At 45.8% G+C, this 23,828-nt stretch carries 16 protein-coding genes and 1 pseudogene; 2 read left to right on the forward strand and 15 right to left on the reverse strand.

Annotated elements, in window-relative coordinates:
• Positions 1-6: 6 nt before the first annotated feature.
• From AC1DXC_RS24995 to AC1DXC_RS25010, 4 genes and pseudogenes are all read right to left on the reverse strand, one after another.
• Entirely contained in the window at positions 7-3,240 is a 3,234-nt protein-coding gene (locus tag AC1DXC_RS24995; RefSeq protein WP_477461906.1) for a TonB-dependent receptor, read from the reverse strand.
• A 283-nt stretch (positions 3,241-3,523) separates the two neighbouring features.
• Positions 3,524-4,783: a FecR family protein gene (locus tag AC1DXC_RS25000; protein ID WP_477461907.1), complete on the reverse strand. Its 1,260-nt coding sequence runs from the start codon at positions 4,781-4,783 to the stop codon at positions 3,524-3,526.
• Between the two features lie 106 nt (positions 4,784-4,889).
• Positions 4,890-5,483, reverse strand: a complete 594-nt coding sequence (locus tag AC1DXC_RS25005; protein WP_477461908.1) for an RNA polymerase sigma factor — start codon at positions 5,481-5,483, stop codon at positions 4,890-4,892.
• Between the two features lie 960 nt (positions 5,484-6,443).
• A pseudogene (locus AC1DXC_RS25010) lies at positions 6,444-6,644 on the reverse strand (transposase); the annotation flags it as partial.
• Positions 6,645-7,181: 537 nt separating this feature from the next.
• Between AC1DXC_RS25010 and AC1DXC_RS25015 the strand changes: the two are divergent.
• Entirely contained in the window at positions 7,182-7,907 is a 726-nt protein-coding gene (locus AC1DXC_RS25015; protein ID WP_477461909.1) for a C40 family peptidase, read from the forward strand.
• Here the strand turns inward: AC1DXC_RS25015 and AC1DXC_RS25020 are convergent.
• From AC1DXC_RS25020 to AC1DXC_RS25070, 11 genes are all read right to left on the reverse strand, one after another.
• Positions 7,904-8,806, reverse strand: a complete 903-nt coding sequence (locus AC1DXC_RS25020; RefSeq protein ID WP_477461910.1) for a WD40 repeat domain-containing protein — start codon at positions 8,804-8,806, stop codon at positions 7,904-7,906. The genes AC1DXC_RS25015 and AC1DXC_RS25020 overlap by 4 nt on opposite strands.
• Before the next feature lie 73 nt (positions 8,807-8,879).
• Positions 8,880-9,467, reverse strand: coding sequence for a bifunctional phosphoribosyl-AMP cyclohydrolase/phosphoribosyl-ATP diphosphatase HisIE (gene hisIE, locus AC1DXC_RS25025; protein ID WP_477461911.1), 588 nt, complete (start codon positions 9,465-9,467; stop codon positions 8,880-8,882).
• A gap of 125 nt (positions 9,468-9,592) precedes the next feature.
• Positions 9,593-10,348 (reverse strand): imidazole glycerol phosphate synthase subunit HisF, encoded by a 756-nt coding sequence (hisF, locus tag AC1DXC_RS25030; protein ID WP_477461912.1) that lies wholly within the window; start codon positions 10,346-10,348, stop codon positions 9,593-9,595.
• A gap of 143 nt (positions 10,349-10,491) precedes the next feature.
• The gene (locus tag AC1DXC_RS25035) at positions 10,492-11,241 is read right to left on the reverse strand and encodes a 1-(5-phosphoribosyl)-5-[(5-phosphoribosylamino)methylideneamino]imidazole-4-carboxamide isomerase (RefSeq protein WP_477461913.1); all 750 of its coding nucleotides are present in this window, start codon (positions 11,239-11,241) and stop codon (positions 10,492-10,494) included.
• Positions 11,242-11,246: 5 nt separating this feature from the next.
• On the reverse strand, positions 11,247-11,837 hold the full coding sequence (gene hisH / locus AC1DXC_RS25040; RefSeq protein WP_477461914.1) for an imidazole glycerol phosphate synthase subunit HisH: 591 nt from the start codon (positions 11,835-11,837) through the stop codon (positions 11,247-11,249).
• 84 nt (positions 11,838-11,921) lie between these two features.
• Positions 11,922-13,070, reverse strand: a complete 1,149-nt coding sequence (gene hisB, locus AC1DXC_RS25045; RefSeq protein ID WP_477461915.1) for a bifunctional histidinol-phosphatase/imidazoleglycerol-phosphate dehydratase HisB — start codon at positions 13,068-13,070, stop codon at positions 11,922-11,924.
• On the reverse strand, positions 13,067-14,113 hold the full coding sequence (gene hisC / locus AC1DXC_RS25050) for a histidinol-phosphate transaminase (RefSeq protein ID WP_477461916.1): 1,047 nt from the start codon (positions 14,111-14,113) through the stop codon (positions 13,067-13,069). The genes hisB and hisC overlap by 4 nt, the downstream gene beginning before the upstream one ends.
• Before the next feature lie 127 nt (positions 14,114-14,240).
• Positions 14,241-15,527 carry a histidinol dehydrogenase gene (gene hisD, locus AC1DXC_RS25055; protein ID WP_477461917.1) on the reverse strand — a complete coding sequence of 429 codons (1,287 nt, stop codon included), beginning with the start codon at positions 15,525-15,527 and terminating at the stop codon, positions 14,241-14,243.
• Positions 15,528-15,672: 145 nt separating this feature from the next.
• Positions 15,673-16,524, reverse strand: a complete 852-nt coding sequence (hisG, locus tag AC1DXC_RS25060; protein WP_477461918.1) for an ATP phosphoribosyltransferase — start codon at positions 16,522-16,524, stop codon at positions 15,673-15,675.
• Positions 16,525-16,821: 297 nt separating this feature from the next.
• Positions 16,822-18,348: a hypothetical protein gene (locus AC1DXC_RS25065; protein WP_477461919.1), complete on the reverse strand. Its 1,527-nt coding sequence runs from the start codon at positions 18,346-18,348 to the stop codon at positions 16,822-16,824.
• A gap of 212 nt (positions 18,349-18,560) precedes the next feature.
• Positions 18,561-19,052 carry a D-glycero-alpha-D-manno-heptose-1,7-bisphosphate 7-phosphatase gene (locus AC1DXC_RS25070; RefSeq protein ID WP_477461920.1) on the reverse strand — a complete coding sequence of 164 codons (492 nt, stop codon included), beginning with the start codon at positions 19,050-19,052 and terminating at the stop codon, positions 18,561-18,563.
• Positions 19,053-19,302: 250 nt separating this feature from the next.
• On the opposite strand from AC1DXC_RS25070, the gene gltB reads away from it, so the two are divergent.
• Complete coding sequence (gene gltB / locus AC1DXC_RS25075; RefSeq protein WP_477461921.1) at positions 19,303-23,826, forward strand: glutamate synthase large subunit; 4,524 nt, start codon at positions 19,303-19,305, stop codon at positions 23,824-23,826.
• Positions 23,827-23,828 lie beyond the last annotated feature (2 nt).

Genomic DNA, 23,828 nt, shown 5'->3' on the forward strand with positions numbered 1-23,828 from the left:
AAAAAATTAAAAATTAGCGCTTAAACCAAAACTGTAAACTTTAACCTGCGGATAAACGCTTACCGTTCCAACAGGAGATTCTACATCAAAGCCATCCCAGAAATTATCAAGGGTGAACAGGTTTGATCCGTTTACATACAACCGCAGCTTTTTGATCCCGGCCAAACCGGAGATGGAAGCCGGGAAGGTGTATCCTAACTGGATATTTTTAAGCCTCATGTAAGAAGCATCTTTCATCCAAAAGCTTGAGTTTTGCTCGTTGTTTGATTCACCGAAGGCAAGCCGCGGATACTTGGCATTAGGTGTAGCGGGTGTCCACCGGTCTTTATTAGGTTCCAGAATGGTGCCGCCCAAATTACCTACGCTAAATGGCATAATACCCGGGCCGAAAAGGTAAGAGTTACCCTTTCCAACGCCTTGTAACAGAAAGCTCAGATCGAGGCCCTTGTAAGAGCCGTTAAAAGCAATTCCGAATGTGTATCGTGGAATGGTGCTCCCCAAAACCACCTTGTCATTATCGTTAATAATACCGTCGTTGTTCTGGTCTTTATACTTAAGATCGCCGGGGGCTACTGTACCGAATTGTTTTGCGTGGCCGGCTACATCCTGCGCGTCTTTAAAGAAACCTTCAGCTTGTAAGCCGTATATCGAATTGGCCGCGTATCCTTCCCGGTAAACCGACAGGCCTGTTTGATTTTTTCCGCGCAGATCAACTACTTTATTGATAACATCTGAAAGGTTAACGTTTATACCATACTTAAAGTCGCTTACATTTCCCCGATAACCTACACCTACTTCCCAGCCTTTGTTACTTACCACCCCGGCATTTTGAGCTGGAGCATTTAAGCCAATAATTAAAGGGATGTCCAACTGTAATAAAATATCTTTTGTTTTCCGGATATAATAGTCGGCAGTGATGGTAAAGTTGGAGAATAAGACCGCGTCGATCCCGATATCAGACATTTCTGTAGTTTCCCAGCTGATATCCGAATTAGCCAGGTTATTTAGCGCAGCTACACCTACAACTTGTTTTCCCAGCACACCCGACCCAAGATCTACCGATGTGGTAGATGGATATGGATAACCACTAGCAATATTTTGGTTGCCTAAACGGCCCCATGATGCCCTGATCTTTAACTCATCAACCACCTTTTTTAGAGGTGCCATAAACTTCTCCTGTGATATACGCCAGCCTGCAGATGCCGAAGGAAAAAAACCGTATCTTTTTCCTGTAAGAAAACGCGAAGAGCCATCGTAGCGTCCATTCACTTCTAACAGGTATTTTTGCTTGTAGTCATAGTTTATCCTGCCAAAGAATGACTGGAGAGCCCATTCTTCCGACGAGCCGGATGTCTGCTGATTTACGGCTGAGCCTGCATTGATCACCGGATAATTAGGTAAGATATAAGTATCGCGGAATGCACTTATAACATCATTGTGATAGTCTTCCTGCGAAGCGCCAACCAACACCCTAAACGTGTGGAGGCCAAATCCTTTATCTGCTGTTAGTGTGGCCCGTATGTTATTATAAATGGAGCGGTTGTTACTTTCGGTTAAGGAGGTTAAAGCTGGTGATTTATATCCTATTGATCCATCGGGATAATACGTTTGAATTGATTTGTTAAAATTCTTGCCTATAGCTTCGCCCAGTTTCGGCGCTATCGTAAACTCGGCAGTTAGCCATTCAACGGGGTGATAATTTAGGGAAGCATTAATAATTCCGGATGGACTGGTGGTTTGGTTTGTTCCACCAACTATACCTGCAGCAACAGGATTCAGCCCGTTCCAGCCAATGCCCCATGTACCGTTAGAATTTCGGTCTAACTGGTTGGCGGGAATGCCATCCATGTAGTTAAATACATTACCGGTACCTATTGCCGGTTCTCTGGTGATCCCGTTAACAAACTGCAGATCAAACTTCATGCTTAATTTCCTCGAAAAAGTGATGTCTGTATTGTTACGAACGGTGTATCGCCTATAATTTGAATTTTCAATAATCCCTTTTTGATCAAAATAACCTATTGATGTAAACACACGAATGTTATCGGAACCTCCGTTGATGGTTAAAAAATGGCTTTGCTGAAAACCCGACCCTGTCAATACCTGCTTTTGCCAGTCGGTATTGGGATATTTATCTGAACTTACGCCATTCTGAGTTCGATATTGCTCGATCAGGTCATTAGGATACAACTGCGTTCTGCCAACATTGGTGTAGGCCTCATTCATCAGCAGCATGTGATCAAGTCCGCTAACTACATCTGGCATATTGGTTGGCCTTTGCCATCCGGCGTAGCTGTTGTAATTTATACTTATTTTTTTACCCGATCCGCGTTTGGTGGTTATTAAAATAACGCCGTTGGCCGCGCGTGAACCATAAATGGAGGCCGACGCTGCATCTTTTAAAATGGATATCGATTCAATAATGTTCGCATCTATATTGTTCATAGTGCCCTCTATCCCGTCAATAAGTACCAATGCGTCAGCATTACTGGTTGTTCCTACCCCTCTTATCCTGATGACTGCTGCATCGCCACCCGGCCTTCCCGAGTTTTGCACAACTGTTACACCAGGCGCTATACCAGCTAAAGCAGCGGATGTTTGGCCAACCGGGCGGGTGGCGAGGTCCTTGCCGGGTATTACCGAAACGGCGCCTGTTAAATTCACTTTCTTTTGCGTGCCGTAACCCACAACAACTATCTCATTTAGTGCTGATGACTTTTCTTTAAGCTGAACGTCAATAGCACTTCTTCCATTTACGTTTATTTCTTGTGTGGTGAAACCCAAATAGCTAAAAATGAGGGTGCCATTCCCATCCGGGATAGTTATGGAATAACGCCCATCATTACCAGTAGTTGTACCAGCGGCTGACCCCTTTAGTTTTATATTAACACCGGGCAGCGCGGCCCCAAGGGTATCGGTCACCTTGCCACTAATTAAAAGTGGTGGTAACGGTATCGCCACATCTTGTACAGATTTAGGTAAGCGCCTGATAACAACTGTTTGCTGACTGATGGAATAAGTTAATGGCTGACCGGAAAAACTATAGGCAAGCGCCTCTTCAAGCGAAACATTCTTAAATTGTACATCCACAGGCCTTGTGCCCTTCATCATCTCATCGGTGTACAAAAAATTATAATTCGTTTGTTTCCGAATCTCTTTCAAAACGTCCTCAAGCGAGGCATTTTCTTTTTTAAGCGTCACCTTTTGAGCATCCGCGGCAAGGCTTATTTGCAGAAGCATGGTAATCAAAAAAGCAAATGTTAAATTTATTCGCATAATGATCTTTCTTTTATTTGCAGAATTGCAGCCAAAGAGCTTCAAAATTGCAACGTTGGGCATTTTGTTTGGCGCATAAGCAGGGAGCTTATACCCGGTTTGAGTAAAAAAATTCATACATTTGAATGTTTGGTTTTTAATTGGTTAATAGGTTGTTAGTCGACGATTTATATGCTAATTCCAGACATTTTGAGGTTCCGCCGGCCAGCGGAACCTTCATATTTTCCAGAGCGCATTGCTGTGTTGTTTATGGCATAACTATTATTCTTTTCTTTCCTAATGCTCCCGGGTCATTTTCGATTTTAAAATGTACAGATCCTGTTAGTTGCAGCATGTGCAATACCTGTTCTACATCTTTAAATTTAGATATGGTGCCTACAAATACTTCTTGTGTAACATCCCCTTCGTATTGAATATTGATATCGTACCAGCGCGATACCTGGCGCATAATACTTCCGATATTTTCATGAGAAAAAGTGAAATAGCCATTCGTCCAGGCGATAAAATCTGGAGCGTCTACATTTAAAACGCGGATGTTATCCCGTAGCCTTGCCTGTTGCCCCGGTTTTAAAAGCTGCGACGAATTGGTTTCAGCGTGGATTACTTTTACGCTGCCTTCCAATAATGTAGTGTTAACGGTTGCCTCATCGGCATACGCGTTAATATTAAAATGGGTGCCTAACACCTCAACGGTTTGGCGGGCTGTAACTACCTTAAACGGAATGCGGCCGCCAGGATGCCCGGCAACTAAAGGGCCCGTAAGCTTTGCCACCTCAAAATAGGCCTCACCTGTTAGTTCAACTATACGCTCGGTAGCCAAAAACGCTGCAGGGAATTTTAATGATGAAGCAGCATTGAGCCAAACCTTAGTGCCATCAGATAAAGTGACTTTGTATTGCCCACCGCGCGGTGTAGTAATAGTATTATATAATGCCTGTGCGCCAGGCTTTAATGTATTTGATGCATCGTACACAATGTTACCCGCTGTGGCCTTACGGATATCAATATTAGCCTGCTTTGCCAACACGCCGTTAGGTGCCGATCCTAACATGATACTTGAGCCATCGGCAAGGATGAGCATGGCCTTGTTACCGCCCGGAAGCACTTTATGACTGTTTGAAATCGGCTTTGCCCTAACAACAAGTTTCTGTTCGGGGTTTGGCGAAGACAGGAAATAGATGACGGTAAAAACGCATAAGAAAAAAATAGCGGCTACAGATGCCATCTTTTTAAAAGAGGGCCATAATTTTATAACTTTCTTATTTTGCTGAGTCCCGTTATGCAACCCATCAATAGTTTCTTCGATGCGGCGAGACAAGCCTGCGTACTGCCCGGTTTCACCTTCCTGCTTGCTTTGGGTAATAAATTGATACTTATCAATTATGTGCTGTACCTCATTTAAGGGCGCGGTGTTCAGCCACTCCATAAATAATTCATGCTCCTGCTCGGTATGCCGGTCGGCTACGTATTTTTCCAGGAACTCGTTAAGCGATTTTTCGTCCATCATTATTGTAGAGACGAACGAACCCAACAAAAGAACCCCTCAAAAAAATATTTTTTTAAGGATAGCCGGTATTAGAAAAGAAAATCCTCTTTTGGCCAGGGAATAAATGCTACAGATCGAAAGGAGTGAGAAACAAGGCGAGAAACAAGGTGAGCTCGGCGTGTTTTTGCAGGTAAGCTTTTATAAAATGCAAGCCGGTGTACAGTTGTTTTTTTACTACAAACTTAGATATATGCAATTTTTGGGCGATCTCATCAAGGCTAAGATCTTCTTTGGTGCGCATTTCTACTATCAGTTTCCTTCGTTCGGGCAAAAGATTTATGGCGTCCTGAGCTATTTGGTAATACTCCCCATAAATAATGTTTGATTCTAGTTCTTCCGCTGTTTCTTCCTTACCATCGGTAATCAATGACAGCACTCTTTCTCTGGTTTGATTCCTCCTTATCTCATCAAGCAGAAGGTTCTTAGCACAATGGTACAGGTAAGCTTTAAAGCAATTTATGGAATTTAACGATGTACGATGCTCCCAAATTTTTATAAACACGTTATGTACAACATCTTCGCTTGTTTCCTTAGACTTGGTAAACAAGTAAACATATCGGTAAAGAATATGCAAATATCGGGAATAAAGGACACTAAAGGCAGTGCGGTCACCTCCAATAATACGTAGTATTAGTGCCCGTTCATCGTCATGCGCGGTCATTTAAATAATCAGGTTTGTAATTGGTAAGCAAATGTAATAATAAATAGGACGTACGTACTTAATCGTCCAGCATTTAACAAATTATTCTTTCTTCGCAGTTCGTACAAAGTCTGGTGTGAAACATATCATGTTGGTTCCTAATTACATCCCCGAAAAGCCCGGTTAAGTTAAATGAATTAAAAGCATATACAACTAGAAGAATTGAGGGCATTTACCAAACTACCTTAACAATCTGAGGTCGGCGATATAGATATATGGAGAATATTCTGCTATGCTTGAATGAAGAAAGCCAACCATTTTTATCAAAGATTTTATCAATTTTATGAAATTTCGACCCTCTTGAAATTAAAGAGTCCCACAATAATAAAACAAGTCACCAATTTTTCAATTGATGGCTTGCGCTCCACAGAATGGGCTCGAACCACTTACTTAAAAGTACCTATTACCTTCAATCCATTCATACATTTGTTCGAAAAAAGGCCTATCGGAATCGCATTATTCTATAAATCCCGCTGGGATTGCAACCAACTAAGTGCGGGCCCGGCTCTCTCATATCTTTTGAATAACCAAATTCAATAACCAGGTCAATTATCCGCATCCAGATGTCAACTGATTTACTTGTCCAGGCTATCATTTCTTTTAACCTATTTATCATTACCGTTAAGGAAGTACGTTACGTTTTGGTAATGCCAAACCTACTTGATGATTCGTCAATACTCTCTTTGTTCTAATGAACGTTTTGGCTAGCGGTAACCGATTAGATACCTCAAACAAATAGCATGAGGCAATCTATTGCTAATCAATTGATAACCTATGAGGTACAATCCACTCCCGCTCCATGTTCAAACTGACCAAGGTATTCCAGGTCAGACGGAGCACTTTTTTTAGTCGAGCCTTAAAAAGTCATTAAATGATACTTTGGATATTGGGGATGGGTGTCAAGGAATTCAATAATAACCTTTACGACTTGGAAAAAAGTGCTAAAAGACTGTCTTTCCAGATATTCATCATCCTCTTAAAGTTCATTGCGGCAGCAGCCAGAATCACATTGATGTTATCGCCTTTAATTCCTTTGTAAAAGTTACGGCTTAGGCGGTAATCTGCTTTCAAATGACCAATCTTAGGCTCGATGGAGGCTCTTTTGGCGAAGCTTTCCTTTAATTTAGTTTTTCGATAGTCTGTTAGTTTGCTGCTGAAAGTTTTGGGGGGATATGGATAGCAGTTCCCTGCACTTTTTTCCCTCCCCGTTAGCCCCGGTCAACGAAGACTTCTTTGAGTTTATGGCCGGTGAGCCTTTGCAGCTGTTCCAGCGTGGCATCCAGCGTATGTCCGTCGTAATCATTCCCTGCGATGTTCAGCGCCCCGATGATTACGCCACTTTTGGCTCACCAACTGCTCAAAATTGATATAGCCTACTTTTGATTGCGTACTGGCTATTGTACAAGTAAAAAGCATTACTGCCGCAATTAACGTGACTTTAAAAAGTTTTTCATTTTTTTATTGTAATTGCTTTTGTAAATATACGCATAGAAGGTAAGTGAGAGGGGCGAGTAATTTATCACCTCACAGATAAATAAAACCCTCAGAAATTCTTGTAAATAACCTTTTTTCGTACATTGAACCTTTATTTACCTCAATTCGTAAAAAGCTTTCTTGACACCAATGGAATACGGCATTTGTAATCTTGCTATCGTGCCTATGCGCGCCGAACCGAGCGATCGCAGCGAAATGGTTTCGCAGCTTTTGTTTGGCGAGGCTTTTGAAGTTACGGAGTACAATAACAAATGGGCCAAAATATTGACTGCGATTGATGGCTATGCAGGCTGGATAGACCGGCTGCAATTTGCCCCCCTTGGGCATATCGCCCACAAAGATTTGCTCCGCCAGCCGGCACCATTGACTTACCGCGCCGTTACGCAGGCCTGGAAAATTCAAGATAACTCTATCGTTTACCTTTCTGCGGGCAGTTCGCTGGCGTTTTTGCAGGGCACCACCAGCTATGTGGGCAATCAAAAATTCGAGATAATAGGCGAGATAGGCGACACCGATCATATTGCCAACATTGCGCGCTCCTATTTAAATGCACCCTATTTATGGGGCGGCCGCACGCATTTTGGCATAGATTGCTCGGGCTTTACGCAGGTGGTTTACCGGTTGTGCGGTCACATTATTAAACGGGATGCATCTATGCAAGCAACTGAAGGAAAACCGGTAGAGAACCTTGCCCAAACCAAACTAGGCGATTTGGCTTTCTTCAACAACCCCGACGGTAAGATTACGCACGTAGGCATCATCCTGAACAACGGGCAAATTATCCACGCATCGGGCAAGGTGAAGATAGATATGATTGATAACGAGGGGATATGGTCTGAAGAACTGAAGCGCTACACGCACAAACTTAACTCAATAAAACGCTACTTCTAAAAGTCGATTTTCCAGCGCATGATGGTTTTATCGTCGCTTACGGATAGCAAGTCATCACCGTTCCATGCCAGTTTATTGATAGAGAGCACGTGCGAAGGATAGCCTTTTTCGCGGCTGATAATTTTGCGTAACCTGAAATCTGCGGCGTCCCATATTTTTATGCTTTTATCCATGCTGGCCGTAGCAAAATAGGGGCGGGTAGGGTGGAAGGCAATGTGATTTACCGCAAACAGATGTGCCGGAATGTTCTGGATGAGCGTATAAGTTTTGTTATCCCATATCTTCACCTGGGCATCCCTGCCGCCCGAAACCAGGTAGTCGCCGGTTGGTGCATACTGCAATGAAAATACAGCCATGGTGTGTCCTATAAGCGCCTTTATAGGGCTATAATCCTCAGTGTCGTAAATAACCACCTTAGTGTCCCTGCAGCCAAAAGCAACCCTGTCTTCCGCCGGATCAACGCTTATACAGCGGACGGTATCGTGCGAAACCTGGATGGTGTGAAGCGGTTCCATAGTTTTAAGGTTCCATACAGATACGGTGCCATCTTCTGATGCGACCAGCAATTCATCTTTTTTGGCTATCGATTTTATATCGAATATCGGCTTGATATGCTTGCGCAGCCGATGGGTTATCTTTTGCTCGATGAAATTGAAAACCAGCACCTCGCCACTGCGCAAGCCAGCGAACATCAAGGCGTAACCCACCGGGCAATGGATAGCATAAATAGAGGCAGGCACCGGGAACATCACCTTGATAAATGCGTTATTCTCCAGGCTCCATTCCACAAGCCCCTTGTCGTTACCGCCCGTAAAGAATATCTCCGGCTTTTGCGAAAGCTCCAGCGTAAATATCGGGTTGCTATGGCCGGTGAAATCTGCGGTTTTTATTGCGTGCATTTGGTCGATAGTCGATGGACCATAGTCCATAGCCGAGATCCTATCTATGGACTATCGACTATGGGCTTTGGACTTATTTATGTCTTTCCTCTAAATTTTTAGCTATCCGTTCCAGGGTTAGGTGCTTTTCGCGCAGCAAAACCAACAGGTGGAACATGAGGTCGGATGCTTCGTTGATTAAATCCGTTTCGGTTTCGGCGAGGGCGGCAATCACAGTTTCTACACCTTCTTCACCAACCTTTTGGGCTATTTTATTGAGGCCCTTTGCCCGTAATTTGTTTACGTATGAGCCCTCAACCGGGTTAGCATACCTATCAGCAATGATGCCTTCCAGCTGCATAATGAAGTTTTGGTTATATTCTGTTTGGAAACAACTGCGTGAGCCGGTGTGGCAAGTCGGCCCATCCGCGCTAACTTTTATCAGTAAGGTATCGTTGTCGCAATCTATATGCATGGTTTTTACATGCAGGTAGTTTTTGCTGGTTTCGCCTTTGGTCCACAGGCGGTTTTTAGAGCGGGAGAAAAAGGTAACCACATTTTCGGCCACGGTTTTATCGTAGGCTTCCTGGTTCATGTAACCCAGCATCAGCACCTCAAGGGTATGCTCGTCCTGTATAATAACGGGTACTAGCCCGTCTGTTTTATTGAAATCGATGTTCATGTTCTCGTTGTTTTGTCACCGCGTCATTGCGAGGAACGAAGCAATCTCCCGATATGCAAATCCGCTCTGTAGAGCTTAGAGATTGCTTCGTGCCTCGCAATGACGCGTGGGGTGAAGGAGGGGAATTACACCCTCACTTCTATATTATTCTCTCTTAAAACCGTCTTCAAATCGGGTATCAGTATCTCGCCATAGTGGAATACCGAAGCTGCCAAAGCGGCATCAACGTTAGTTCGCTGGAAAACGTCCACAAAATGCTGTACCGAGCCTGCGCCGCCCGAAGCGATAACAGGGATATTCACTGCATTGTTTACCTGTGTTAATAGTCCGTTATCGAAACCTGCCTTAGTGCCGTCGTGATCCATAGAGGTGAGCAGTATCTCACCTGCGCCACGGCTTTCGGCTTCCAGTATCCATTCCAATGTTTGTCTGTCGGTTGGCAGCCGACCACCATTGAGGTGCACGATGTTTTTATCGCCCATTATGCGTGTATCTACCGCTACTATCACAAACTGAACGCCAAATGCTTTGGCTAATTCGTCTATCAACGCCGGGTTGCGTACGGCTGCAGAGTTGATGGAGATTTTATCGGCTCCGGCATTCAGCAGGGCATCGGCATCGGCAATTTCGGTAATACCACCGCCAATGGTGAAGGGTATATTGATTTGCCTGGCCACGGCCTTTACCAGTTCTACCAGGGTTTTACGTTTTTCCACCGTCGCACTTATATCCAGGAAAACCAGTTCGTCGGCCCCTTGCTGGGAATAGTTCCAGGCAAGTTCTACCGGGTCGCCCGCATCGCGCAGGTCTACAAAGTTAACGCCCTTTACAGTGCGGCCGTCTTTAACGTCTAAACAGGGGATTATTCTTTTAGCGAGCATGGGTTTTTTCAGTACAGGCTTGTAAAACCATGTCATTGCGAGCGCAGCGCGGCAACCTCATAGGACATTCGAGATTGCACAGTGGTGACTTAGGACTATGAGGTTGCTTCGTCGTACCTCCTCGCAATGACATATTTATTAAATCAGATGGACATTAACGACTCCAAATTCCAGTTCTTTACTTCTTCGATGCTGATATGCCCTTCGTAGATGGCTTTGCCAACCACGCACGATTCTACTTTGATGCGGCTTAATTCTTCTATATCAGCCATGGAGCTTACTCCGCCCGAGGCGATAAGCTTGATAAACGGCGAATGATCGAGCAGTTTTTCGTACAATTGCACGCCCGCGCCGGCCAGTTTTCCGTCCTTATCGATATCGGTGCATAAGAAACGGAAGAAGCCCAATGAGAGGCATTTATCCACGTAATCCATCAGTTTCAGCGGCGAACTTTCCATCCAGCCGGAGTATTTGATCACCTCGTCCAGCACATCTATGGCAATAACCACCTGGTCGCTGCATTTATCGCGGCCGCAGATGGCTTTGCTCAAATCATGCAAAAAAGTAGGGTTGGTGATGGCCTGGGTACCAACAATAACGCGGTGTACGCCGGCATCTATCAGTTCCTTTACCTTATCAATGCTACGGATACCACCGCCATATTGCACCTGCATATCTGTTTTGCGTATAACGTCAAACAGGTATTGCTGGTTGCTAAAGTCGTTCTTGGCCCCGTTGAGGTCGATGATATGGATAAAGTTGGTACCATTGCTTTGGTACCGTTCTATCATTTCTTCCAGGGTAACATCATACTCGGTTACCTGGCTATAGTCGCCTTCGCGCAGCCTTACAACTTTTTTGTTTAAAATATCAATGGCGGGGATTATATACATTGCTTTTAGATTTGTGAAAAGTTTGTCAATAGTTGTTCGCCGTAAGCGCCGGATTTCTCGGGGTGAAACTGCACGCCATAAAAATTATCCCGCCAAATTGATGCCGAAAATGGGTGGATATAATTTGTTGACGATAAAGTGTATAATGGGTCATACTCAATAAAGTATGAATGTACAAAGTAAAAGTGTGATCCTGTTGGAATATTTGCAAAAAGTGGGTTTTCTTTTTCGGGGAACACCTGGTTCCAGCCGGTATGCGGAACCTTAAAGCCATCGGTTTGCGGAAACTTAAGCGTTTTAAGCGGGAAGATATCAAGCAGTGTGCTGTCGCCTTCTTGGCTGTAACTGGTGAGTAGTTGCATGCCCACGCAGATGCCCAAAGTAGGCTTTTCCAATGCTTTTATGGCAGGCACCAGCCCGGTACTTTCCAGCTTGTGCATGGCAGCCCCCGCGTGGCCCACGCCGGGGATAATGTAGCGGTCGTACTTTTCAAAATCAGCTTCTGTGCTGATCATGCCATAGGCAATGCCCAACCGCTCTAAAGTAGCAGTAAGAGAGAAAATATTGCCGGCGCCGTATCTTATTATACCTATCATGTTTTTAGATAATCAAGAGTCAAGATGCAAGAATCAAGAGAGCTCAAATATCTTGTCTCTTGATTCTTGCATCTTGATTCTATTCTACAAAAGTCCTTTTGTAGACGGTAAAACCATCTTATTCACATCCCTCTTTACCGCCATTTTTATGGCTTTGGCAAAGGCTTTAAATATAGCTTCTATTTTGTGATGTTCGTTTTGCCCTTCGGCTTTTATATTAAGGTTGCTTTTTGAGGCATCGCTGAACGATTTGAAGAAGTGGTAGAACATCTCCGTAGGCACATCGCCTACCTTTTCGCGTTTAAATTCTGCATCCCAAACAATCCAGTTACGGCCACCGAAATCGATAGCGGCTTGCGCCAGGCAATCATCCATCGGTAAGCAAAAGCCGTAGCGTTCAATGCCCATTTTATTGCCTAAGGCAGTGGCCATCACCTCGCCCAGGGCGATGCCGGTATCTTCTATGGTATGGTGCTCGTCTATATGCAGGTCGCCTTTGGCGGTTATTTCCAGATCCATGCTGCCGTGGCGGGCAATCTGATCCAGCATATGGTCGAAGAAATGCAAACCGGTTGATACTTTGGCTTCGCCGGTACCATCCAGGTTTAGTTTGATATAGATATCGGTTTCCTTGGTGGTACGGCGGTGCTCGATAACGCGTTCGCCCAATTTAAGGAACTCGTAAATGTCTTTCCAATCAGTAGTTTGCAAGGCGACAACGCCGGCAATGTCATTGTCTACCTCCGGTTGAAATTCCCCATCGCCCAGGCCCGATTTATTGTTAATCCAGATAGCCTTCGCTCCTAAATTCTTTGCAAGCAAAACATCGTTCTTGCGATCGCCTATAGTGAAGGAGCTTTTAAGGTCGTATTTTCTATCGTCAAGGTATTGGGTGAGTAAACCGGTTGCAGGTTTACGGGTAGGGGCGTTGTCTTTGGCAAAAGTGCGGTCGATGGCCTCGTAACTGAAATGCACGCCCTCGTTTGCAAAGGTTTTGATGATGAGGTTATGCACCGGGTAAAAGGTATCCTCGGGGTAAACCGAAGTGCCTAAACCATCCTGGTTGGTTACCATCACCAGTTCGTAATCCAGTTCTGCAGCAATTTTTGGCAGGTATTGCAGTGCGCCGGGATAAAAGGTAAGCTTGGCGAAGGAATCTATCTGCTCATCGGGTGTTTCGTTGATGAGGGTACCGTCGCGGTCTATAAAGAGTATTTTTTGCAGCTTGCTCATTTGTATTGCTGTAAGGTTTCTATCAGGGTGTTATTTTCTTCGGGCGTACCTACGGTGATGCGCAGACAGCCTTCGCAAAGCCCCACGTTGGTACGGTTGCGTACGATGATGCCTTTATCTACCAGGTAATTGTAAATGCCGGTTGCGTTGGTGGTTTTTACGAGGATGAAGTTGGCATCCGATGGATAAATATCCAGTACGAAGGCCATTTCCTTTAGTTTAAGTACTAATGTATCACGCTGGGAAAGGGTCACCTTAATCCAGTCGTTTACTTGTTGTATATTCTGCAGAGCCTGCAGCGCCAGTTGCTGCGAGGCCTCATTTACGTTGTACGGCGGTTTCACGCGGTTCATCACCTCAATGATCTCCTCGCTGGCGAAAGCCATGCCCACTCGCAGCCCGGCTAATCCCCATGCTTTGGAGAGCGTTTGCATTACCACGAGGTTAGCGTATTCAGTCAATTCCTGTATAAAGCTTTTTTGGCGACTGAAATTGATATAAGCTTCATCCACCACCACAATACCGTTGAAGTTGGCCAGCAGGGTTTCTATATCCTCGCGGTTTATAGAGTTACCGGTAGGGTTATTGGGCGAGCAGATAAAAATGAGTTTGGTATGCGCGTCAATCGCTTCGGCAATGCCTTCCAAATCCAGCTGGTACTCTTCGGTAAGCAGTACTTTTTTGGTCTCTACATCATTGATGTTTGCCGAAACCTGGTACATGCCGTAAGTAGGGGGCACGATGATAACGTTATCCACGCCCGGGTTACAAAAACTGCGAAACAGGATATCGATGGCTTCATCGCTGCCATTACCAACAAAAATATTGCGCACCGGCAGGCCTTTTATCTCTTTCAGGCGAAGCTTTATGGCATGCTGCATCGGATCCGGGTAGCGGTTATAAGCAGCAGGCAGCGGCGAACCGAAAGCATTTTCGTTCGCATCCAAAAACACGCTGGCCTCACCCTGGAACTCGTCTCGTGCGGACGAGTAGGGGGTTAGGTTTTTGATGTTTTTGCGGAGTAGGGTATTTATATCGAACATTGTAATGGTATTCTAAATTATCAAACCCGTCATTGCGAGGTACGAAGCAATCCTCGGCAGGCAGGGCGGATTTGCAGAGCGGCTCTGCTTGCCGATGGTTGCCGCGCTATCGCGCGCAATGACGTTATTATTTATTAAGGCGGACTGACACTGCATTCCTATGTGCATGCAGCCCTTCCATATCGGCCAGTATCTCTACCGCCGGGCCTATGTTTTGTATGCCCTCCTCGGTTAAAAACTGGAAGGTGATCTTCTTTACAAATGAATCTACCGACACACCAGAGTAAGCCCTTGAATAGCTGCTGGTTGGCAGCGTATGGTTGGTGCCCGACGCATAGTCGCCAACGCTTTCCGGTGTTAAATTACCCAGGAATACCGAGCCGGCATTGATAATCTTCGGTGTAATGGTCGACCACTTTTCGGTTGCCAGTATCAAGTGTTCAGGCGCGTACTCGTTGCTGAAATCCATCGCTTCGGCTAACGTGTTGGTGATAATAATGTAAGAGTTATCTATCGCCTGCCTTGCAATCTCGGCACGCGGTAAAACGGCTAATTGTTTTTCAACTTCTTTTAAGGTTGCATCGGCAATGGCCTGCGAAGTGCAAACTAATATGGACTGGCTATCTATCCCGTGCTCTGCCTGTGCCAGTAAATCAGCAGCAATGTAGGCTGGCTTTGCAGTTTCATCGGCTATTACCAATACCTCAGATGGTCCCGCAGGCATATCAATGGCGGTGGTAGTAGTCGATTGTATAATGGTTTTAGCCTTGGTTACGAATTGATTACCCGGGCCGAAGATCTTATCTACTTTACTAATGGTTTGCGTACCGTAAGCCATTGCTGCAACCGCCTGCGAGCCACCAACCAGGTAAACTTTATCAATGCCCAGCATCAGCGCCACATAGGCGATAAAGGCATTTACCTTTCCATTTTTCTGCGGAGGCGAACAAACTACAATTTCGCCACAGCCTGCTATCCTGGCCGGGATGCCCAACATTAAAAACGTAGATGGCAAAACAGCTGTGCCGCCGGGGATGTAAAGGCCAACTTTTTCTATCGCACGTAATTCGCGCCAGCAGGTTACGCCGGGCATGGTTTCCACCTTATCCTCTGTTTTTAGCTGTGCCTTGTGGAACTTGTAGATATTGGCATAAGCCGTTTGCAAAGCTTCCTGCTGATCTGGCGATACCGCAGCGGCAATTTCCTGCAGTTCGGCTTTGCCTAGATATAATTTATCCAACTCAACTTTATCAAACTTTAGGGCGTAATCCAGCAGGGCACTATCACCGTTTTGCTTTACGTTTTCTATCACGCCTTCTACCAAAGCGCGAATTTCATTCGCCGGATCGACATTGCGCTGAACGAGTTTAGCTATTTCGGCCTTACCTAAATCCGTGTAATTAAAAATTTCCATCTCCGTAAGAGTAACGTTTAGTTGGCTGTTTGCAGTTGGCAATTTAGTTTGAAGTTAGCGCTTAGTAGTTCGCATTGTTTTTCTGCAAACTGCCCACTACTATCTGGCAATTTTTAACTGCCCACTGCTAACTGAAAACTGCCAACTATAAAATAATCTTCTCTATCGGCATCACTACAATGCCTTGCGCGCCGGCTTGTTTTAGCTGGCTTATGCGGTCCCAAAAGTCGCGCTCGGGGATAACCGTGTGTACTGCTACCCATTCCGGCTCGGCCAATGGCACTACCGATGGGCTTTTTACGCCCGGCAACAGCGCGGTCACCGCCGCCAGGTTGTCTTTTAAAACGTTCAATACTACGTATTTAGTTTCCTTAGCACGCAATACCGACTGGATGCGCTGTATCAACTCCTGTATCAGGTCGTCGTTTTCCCGGCCTTTGCTGCTAATCAGTACGGCTTCGCTGCTCATCACATCGGCAAAAGGCTTCAACCCGTTGCTTTTTAAGGTGCCGCCGGTTGATACCAGATCGCAGATGGCATCGCTGAGGCCCAGGCCCGGCGATATCTCTACCGAACCCGAAATGGTGCGGATATCAGAGGTGATACCTTCCTTTTTAAGGAATTTTCCAAGAATTACAGGGTAAGTGGTAGCAATAGCTTTGCCGTTTAAGTCGGCCAGGGTAGCTATGTCGTTATTATTCGGCACAGCTATCTTTAGCGAGCATTTGCCAAAACCAAGGCGTTGCAGGTAAGCAACATCAACTTCGGTTTCTTCTATCACGTTTTCGCCTACGATGCCCAAATCGGCAATGCCATCCTGAACGTATTCGGGGATGTCGTCATCGCGCAGAAAAAGGATTTCTAAAGGGAAATTGGATACGGGGGAGATAAGCGAGCTCTTATAATTTTCAAAATTAAGGCCGCAATTCTTTAATAATTCAACGGATTTTTCGTTGAGCCGACCCGATTTTTGGATCGCTATTTTTAGTGTTTTCACAAAATGAGTTTAAGGTACTATAATAAAATGGGGCTGTTATTTCGCGTAGAAACATACATTATCTATTCATCACCGGGCGGTGATGGTGCAAATGCAGATGATGTTGTTTGTACAAGTCCATTTTTGTATAGTAATACTATAGATTAGCGGTGCAAATATAAACACACGATTGTTAAATCAAAACTTTAACACGATTTTTTACAGGATTAAGGGATTTGAGGATTTTACAGGATTTTGTCACTGATTCCACAATTGTTAAATAGATTTTGAATCAGCGGAATCATTTAATCATTAAAATCAACGGTTCAGACCCCTCTCATCACACTCATATATTGCTCCATCCGCAAACTGTTTTATCAATTTAAGGTTTTTGCGTTGTTGAATCTCCTTTAAGGTCATTACTTCCGGGTTTTCCAAGGGCTTGAACCAGATGAGGTAGAAATGTGGGGTCTCATAAAACTCCTTGATATCTTCCTTAAAGAATTTGTGCGGCACCAGGTACGATGATAGTCCCGAGAAAAAGTACACCGCCTCGTGCGCATCGGTGTAGATGATTACCTGCGGATCGAACATTTTCTTATCCATCGTGCGCAGGTAATTGGCCATTTCCGATTCCTGCCAGCTGTTATCCGTGTAGCCTGGGTTGCCGTACTCGTCTTTCACCTGGTCGCTGTAGCGGACATAGTCTATCAAAAACTCCTTGCCTATAAAGCCAAGCATCAATATAGTAAATACGGAACCAATAATAAGGCGGGAGTGGTTTATGCGGATACTTTTTAGCCATAGCAGCACCCAACTGGTGTAACCCCAAAGCGCGGTGATAAATAAAGGCGAGAGTAAACGGCTGTTGATACGCTCATATCGCGAAAAGGTACTCGACAAGATGATGAACAAACCGTACACCAGCGAAAAGGTGATTGCTAAATTTTCGTAGCTATTTAAATGCCTGCGATAAAAATTATAGGCCAGCGAAGCGATGAAGCCTATAAGGATTACGGATGCAAGAGGTATGGAAAGCACATACAGGCTGGGAGGGATGCCCATCCAATCGCACATTACGTTGCCGAAGTAGTAGACATTTTTGATAAATGGCGTGATGGATGGCTCGCGCGGGCCGGTTACCGTTCCCGATAGGAATGCATTGTAAACCAGGTTACTCACCAGCAGCGATATACATATAAAGCCGTATATCAATATGTGTATTATCTTCTTTTTAATGGTCAGCGTCCTATCCAGCAATAGCAACAGGCCGCCTGTGCCTACTATGGTGACGGCTGCATAGCGGGTTACGCAGCCTACAGCGGCTATTGCTGCGGCTATTATTAGCCACTTGCCTGCGTGGGTATTGAGGTACTCCTTAAAGGCGATAAGGAAGAAAAGCACTTCGAGTATGAACAGCGTTTCCGACCATAAGTAGGTGTATATCTGCAGTAAACCGGGGCTCAGTACTATGGCGGCCAGCATCAGCCATTTATATAATTGCGATGCAGGTACAAAGCGGTTCATGATCCAGCCGCTGGTATATAATAAGGAAGCGTATAATATACTATTGAGTATGGCACCGAAAGCCACAGGGTCGATGCCGGTAGTTATGCGTATCGTCCCCAAAAAAAGGGGGTAAAATACCGGGAAATCTACGATGGGGATATGGTTAAAGGTATTCAGCGTGCCATTTTCCGCCAGGCTACGCGCAGCGCTGGTGTACATGATAGAATCGGGCGAGATACCGATGCCACTGTAGCTGGTAAATACGCAAATGATAAAAAAAGCCGCCGCGCAAGCCAGCAAGCTGTCGTAATCTTTTAAGGATTTAGATAATGCCATTACCGTGTTAAAGGATAATTCGGAAAAATTGTTTTTAACCTTACAACTATTTGGTTTTGAATTTGCACGTACACTATCCGTTACCTGCCTATTTTACCCGATAAAAATCGGTGCTTTTCCGAGAAAATCGTAAAAAAATAGGTGCCTTTTATTCCGCTACGCTACCTTAATGGAGAACAGCTGTCAAACTGAAAAAACAGGGGTACACTAAGCTACGCTATCTGGTCCAGCACTGTTGCTATCGGCTGGTCGCTGTCAATCAAAATTCCGGTAACGCCTGCCGAGGTGCCAGCCTCTACGTCGCGCTCGCGATCGCCGATGAAATAGGATTTCGACGGGTCGAGGTCGTACTTGGCGATGCCTTGCAACAGCAGGCCCGGTTTTGGTTTGCGGCAATCGCAGTCGCCGGTAAAGTTGGGGTGGTGGGGGCAAAAGAAAAAGTCGGTTATTTCTACCCCATGCTCCTGGTAAGTTTGTTTAAGCAGGGCGTGCATTTTGCCCAGTTCGGCAAGGTCGTACCAGCCTTTTGCAATACCGCCCTGGTTGGTGGCTACCAATAAAAGGTATCCCTTATCCTGAAGCGTTTTTAAGGCATCAAAATTATCCAGGATGTGGAAATCTTCTACCCGGCAAACATAGTCGCCCATCTCTTTGTTCAGTACTCCGTCTCTATCTAAAAAAATCGCTTTATTCTTGCCAGGCATATATTATATGATGTTATGTGCTTTGGGCAAAATTACTTTAATAACTTTATTTACTATGTGTGCATATGAAACAATCAAAAAAAATTTGAAATTTCATATATAATGTACATGATTTTTGTCGACTTAATAATAAATTAACGTTAAAATGTATTTTTTTTAATAATATTTAAAAAATTAGTAGGGGTTTTCTAAGAATATTATAATTCGTTAACTTCGTTATTACCCGAATTACAAAAAATCGGATAATACGATGGATCAAACCGATGGCAACCAGCAGGGCCTTTACCGGCCGGAATTTGAACACGATTCTTGCGGAACTGGGTTTATAACCAATATAAACGGACATAAATCATACCATATTATTGATGATGCGTTGACCATGTTAGAGAACATGGAGCACCGCGGCGCATGCGGCTGCGACCCTTTATCGGGCGACGGCGCAGGTATCTTAATCCAGCTCCCCCACGAATTTTTTATGGAAGAATGTGCTAACCTCGAAATTAACTTGCCCGAACCGGGCGAGTATGGCGTAGGTATGATATTCTTGCCCAAAGAGCCCGCCTTGAAAAAGGCATGCCGAGTAATTATTACTAATGCGATAGAAAAGATGGGGCTGCATAAGCTCGGCTACCGTAAGGTGGCGGTCGATTCTGCAGCTATAGGCGAAACCGCCCGCCAGGCCGAGCCTGATGTGGAGCAATTGTTCGTCTCCCGCCCGCACCATATTACCAATGCCGATGATTTTGAGCGCAAGCTGTATATATTAAGGCGTTACATCAACAAAACCGTAAACGAAACGGTGCCTGCCGCCGGTGAGTATTTTTACTTTACATCGCTAAGCTGCAAAACCATTATTTATAAGGGCCAGGTAACTACCTACCAGTTACGCCAGTATTTCACTGACCTTAACGATCCGCGTATCGCATCTGGCTTTGCCATGATACACTCGCGTTTCTCTACCAATACGTTCCCATCGTGGAAACTGGCACAGCCATTCCGCCTGATAGCGCACAACGGCGAGATAAACACGCTTACCGGTAACTTAAACTGGTTTTATGCCGGTTTGAAATCCTACGTTTCCAGCTACTTCACGGCCGAAGAAATGGAGATGCTGCTGCCGGTGATTGATAACAACCAGTCGGATTCTGCCTGTTTGGATAACATCATCGAGATATTGCTGCACACCGGCCGCTCGTTGCCGCACGTAATGATGATGCTGATACCAGAGGCCTGGGATGGCAACGAACAGATGGACCCGGTTAAAAAGGCCTTCTACGAATTCCACGCTACTTTAATGGAGCCATGGGATGGCCCTGCCGCCATTACCTTTACCGATGGTAAACTGGTAGGCGCCCTGTTAGACAGGAACGGCTTGCGCCCATTGCGTTATGTGATCACCAACGATGGCCGCGTTATTGCCGCATCTGAAGCCGGTACCTTAGCAATAGATGAGAGCACCGTATTGCGCAAGGGCCGTTTGCAGCCCGGCAAAATGTTGCTGATCGATACCGAAAAAGGAAAGATCATCACCGACGATGAGATAAAGAAACAAGTAACTTCGCAGCAGCCTTACGGCCGCTGGCTGGATAATTATAAGATACGCCTCAGCAACCTGTCTGAGCCACGTTTGGCTTTCGCCAGCTTGTCGCCCGATTCGGTTTTCCGTTACCAGCAGGTATTCGGCTACAGCCGCGAGGATATCGATACCATCATTAAACCGATGGCGCTTGATGGGAAGGAGCCGGTAGGCTCTATGGGTACCGATGTACCTTTGGCTATTCTTTCAGATAAGCCACAGCACTTGTCGAGCTACTTCAAGCAATTCTTCGCCCAGGTTACCAACCCGCCGATAGACCCTATCCGCGAGCGTTTGGTAATGAGTTTGGCTACCTTCATCGGTAACAACGGCAACCTGTTAGATGAAGATAAAATGCATTGCCATTGCGTGGTGCTCGATCACCCGATATTAAAGAACCACCAGTTAGAGAAACTGCGCAGTATAGATACCGGCTTGTTCCACGCTAAAACCCTGCAAACCTACTTCAATGCCGATGGCATGCCGGGTTCGCTGGAAAAAGGTATAGCCAGGCTTTGCCGCTACGCCGAAGATGCGGTTGACGACGGTTTTGAGGTGTTGATATTGAGCGACCGTGCCGTAGATTCTGAGCACGCGCCAATCCCGATGCTTTTAGCGGTATCAGCCGTGCATCACCACTTAATTAAAAAAGGCCGCCGCGGTGCGGTAGGTTTGGTTGTAGAAACCGGCGACGTTTGGGAGGTACACCACTTCGCCACCTTGCTGGCCTTCGGTGCTACGGCCATTAACCCATACCTGGCGCTTTCTACCATAGAAACGCTGAAGGATAACGGCAGCCTGGAAACCAACCTCGATCTGAAGACCCTTTACAAAAACTACGTAAAATCGGTTAACGATGGCTTGCTGAAGATATTCTCTAAAATGGGTATCTCTACGCTGCAATCTTACCATGGTTCGCAGGTGTTCGAGATACTGGGTATCAACAAAGCCGTAGTAGATAAATATTTCTCGGGCGGTATAACCCGTATTGGCGGTTTAGGCCTGGATGAGATTGCCCGTGAGGCGCTTTGCAAACACAAAATCGGTTTCGGCAGCTCTAAAACAGATGTTAGATTATTGCCCGAGGGTGGTATCTATCAGTGGAAACGTAGGGGAGAGGCTCACCTTTTCAACCCGGAGACCGTTCACCTTCTGCAACATGCAACCCGCAGTAACAGCTATGCTGTTTACAAAACTTACGCGGCTAAAATAAACGAGCAAACTGAGAAGCATTACACCATACGCGGCCTGCTTGATTTTGCGCACCATCGCGAAGCCATCAGCATTGATGAAGTTGAACCGATAGAGAGCATCATGACGCGTTTTGCTACGGGTGCCATGTCGTTCGGTTCTATCTCGCACGAGGCGCACAGCCTGATGGCTATTGCCATGAACCGCATTGGCGGCAAAAGCAATACCGGCGAAGGTGGCGAAGACGAGATACGCTACGATAAACTGCCAAACGGCGATTCGATGCGTTCTGCTATCAAACAAGTGGCATCAGGTCGTTTTGGGGTAACCTCAAACTATTTGACCAATGCCGATGAGCTGCAGATAAAAATGGCACAAGGCGCAAAACCGGGCGAAGGTGGGCAACTGCCGGGCCATAAGGTTGACGATTGGATTGCCAAAACACGCCACTCTACACCGGGCGTGGGTTTGATATCGCCTCCTCCTCACCACGACATTTATTCGATAGAGGATTTGGCGCAATTGATTTTCGATTTAAAGAACGCTAACCGCGCTGCCCGTATCAACGTAAAGCTGGTATCAAAAGCAGGCGTTGGCACTATAGCTGCGGGTGTAGCAAAAGCACACGCAGATGTTATTTTAATTGCCGGCTACGATGGCGGTACGGGTGCATCGCCGATTAGTTCGGTAAAACACGCCGGTTTGCCTTGGGAGCTTGGCTTGTCCGAAGCACACCAAACATTGGTGCGCAATAAACTGCGCAGCCGCGTGGTGCTACAGACAGACGGTCAGTTGAAAACTGGTCGCGATTTGGCCATAGCAGCCTTGTTAGGTGCCGAGGAATGGGGCGTTGCTACCGCAGCATTGGTAGTAGGCGGCTGTATCATGATGCGTAAATGCCACCTGAACACTTGCCCTGTTGGCGTTGCCACGCAGGATCCTGAGTTAAGGAAACTGTTTAGCGGCAAACCTGATCACGTGGTAAACCTGTTCCGTTTTATGGCAGAAGAGCTGCGCGAGATCATGGCCGAGCTGGGCTTCCGCACCATCCAGGAGATGGTAGGGCGCGTGCAGTTCCTGAAAGTTCGGGATAATATCCAGAGCTGGAAAGCCAAAAAGGTTGACCTGAGCGGCATATTGCACCCCATGAACAATACCAAGGGCATGACGCTTTATAACAGCGAGAAGCAAGACCATGGTATGGATGCCATTATCGATTGGAAACTGCTGGAGCATGCAAAAACAGCTTTAGAAGATAAAACACCGGTATTTGCCACGTTCGATGTGAAGAACGTAGACCGTACCATAGGTACCCTGCTGTCTAACGAGATATCTAAGCGATACGGCTCGGCAGGATTGCCCGATAATACCATTAACTACAAATTCAAAGGCTCGGCAGGGCAAAGCTTTGGCGCGTTCACCACCAAAGGTGTTTCCTTTGAGCTGGAAGGCGAGGGCAACGACTACGTGGGCAAGGGCTTATCAGGCGCTCAATTAGCAGTTTACCCGGCTGCGAATGCCACCTTCAACCCCGAGGAGAACATCATCATTGGTAACGTAGCGCTTTACGGCGCAACATCCGGCGAGTTGTTCGTGCGCGGTATGGCCGGCGAGCGTTTCGCGGTACGTAACTCCGGTGCTACCACCGTTGTAGAGGGCATTGGCGACCACGGTTGCGAGTACATGACCGGCGGCCGTGCATTAATCCTGGGCGAAACAGGCCGTAACTTTGCTGCCGGCATGAGCGGTGGTATAGCCTGGATATACAACCCTAACGGCACCTTTGCCGACAACTGCAATAAGGAGATGGTAGATCTGGATCCGCTATCTGTGCAGGATGAAGAGCAGATTACCGCCTTGCTTAAAAAGCATATCCACTTAACGGGCAGTAAAGTTGCCCAGGGCATCCTTAAAAACTGGAAAGAAGCATCTGCACAGTTCGTTAAGGTTTATCCAAAAGAGTACAAAAAAGTATTAGAGAAACAACAATTACAAGCTATAGGATAATC

It is taken from the genome of Mucilaginibacter sp. P2_D11 (genome assembly GCF_056404435.1).

Coding starts and splice junctions, on each gene's coding strand:
- AC1DXC_RS24995 (WP_477461906.1), bottom strand. CDS start 3,240: ATGCTTCTGCAAATAAGCCTTGCCGCGGATGCTCAAAAGGTGACGCTT.
- AC1DXC_RS25000 (WP_477461907.1), bottom strand. CDS start 4,783: ATGATGGACGAAAAATCGCTTAACGAGTTCCTGGAAAAATACGTAGCC.
- AC1DXC_RS25005 (WP_477461908.1), bottom strand. CDS start 5,483: ATGACCGCGCATGACGATGAACGGGCACTAATACTACGTATTATTGGA.
- AC1DXC_RS25015 (WP_477461909.1), top strand. CDS start 7,182: ATGCGCGCCGAACCGAGCGATCGCAGCGAAATGGTTTCGCAGCTTTTG.
- AC1DXC_RS25020 (WP_477461910.1), bottom strand. CDS start 8,806: ATGCACGCAATAAAAACCGCAGATTTCACCGGCCATAGCAACCCGATA.
- hisIE (WP_477461911.1), bottom strand. CDS start 9,467: ATGAACATCGATTTCAATAAAACAGACGGGCTAGTACCCGTTATTATA.
- hisF (WP_477461912.1), bottom strand. CDS start 10,348: ATGCTCGCTAAAAGAATAATCCCCTGTTTAGACGTTAAAGACGGCCGC.
- AC1DXC_RS25035 (WP_477461913.1), bottom strand. CDS start 11,241: ATGTATATAATCCCCGCCATTGATATTTTAAACAAAAAAGTTGTAAGG.
- hisH (WP_477461914.1), bottom strand. CDS start 11,837: ATGATAGGTATAATAAGATACGGCGCCGGCAATATTTTCTCTCTTACT.
- hisB (WP_477461915.1), bottom strand. CDS start 13,070: ATGAGCAAGCTGCAAAAAATACTCTTTATAGACCGCGACGGTACCCTC.
- hisC (WP_477461916.1), bottom strand. CDS start 14,113: ATGTTCGATATAAATACCCTACTCCGCAAAAACATCAAAAACCTAACC.
- hisD (WP_477461917.1), bottom strand. CDS start 15,527: ATGGAAATTTTTAATTACACGGATTTAGGTAAGGCCGAAATAGCTAAA.
- AC1DXC_RS25065 (WP_477461919.1), bottom strand. CDS start 18,348: ATGGCATTATCTAAATCCTTAAAAGATTACGACAGCTTGCTGGCTTGC.
- AC1DXC_RS25070 (WP_477461920.1), bottom strand. CDS start 19,052: ATGCCTGGCAAGAATAAAGCGATTTTTTTAGATAGAGACGGAGTACTG.
- gltB (WP_477461921.1), top strand. CDS start 19,303: ATGGATCAAACCGATGGCAACCAGCAGGGCCTTTACCGGCCGGAATTT.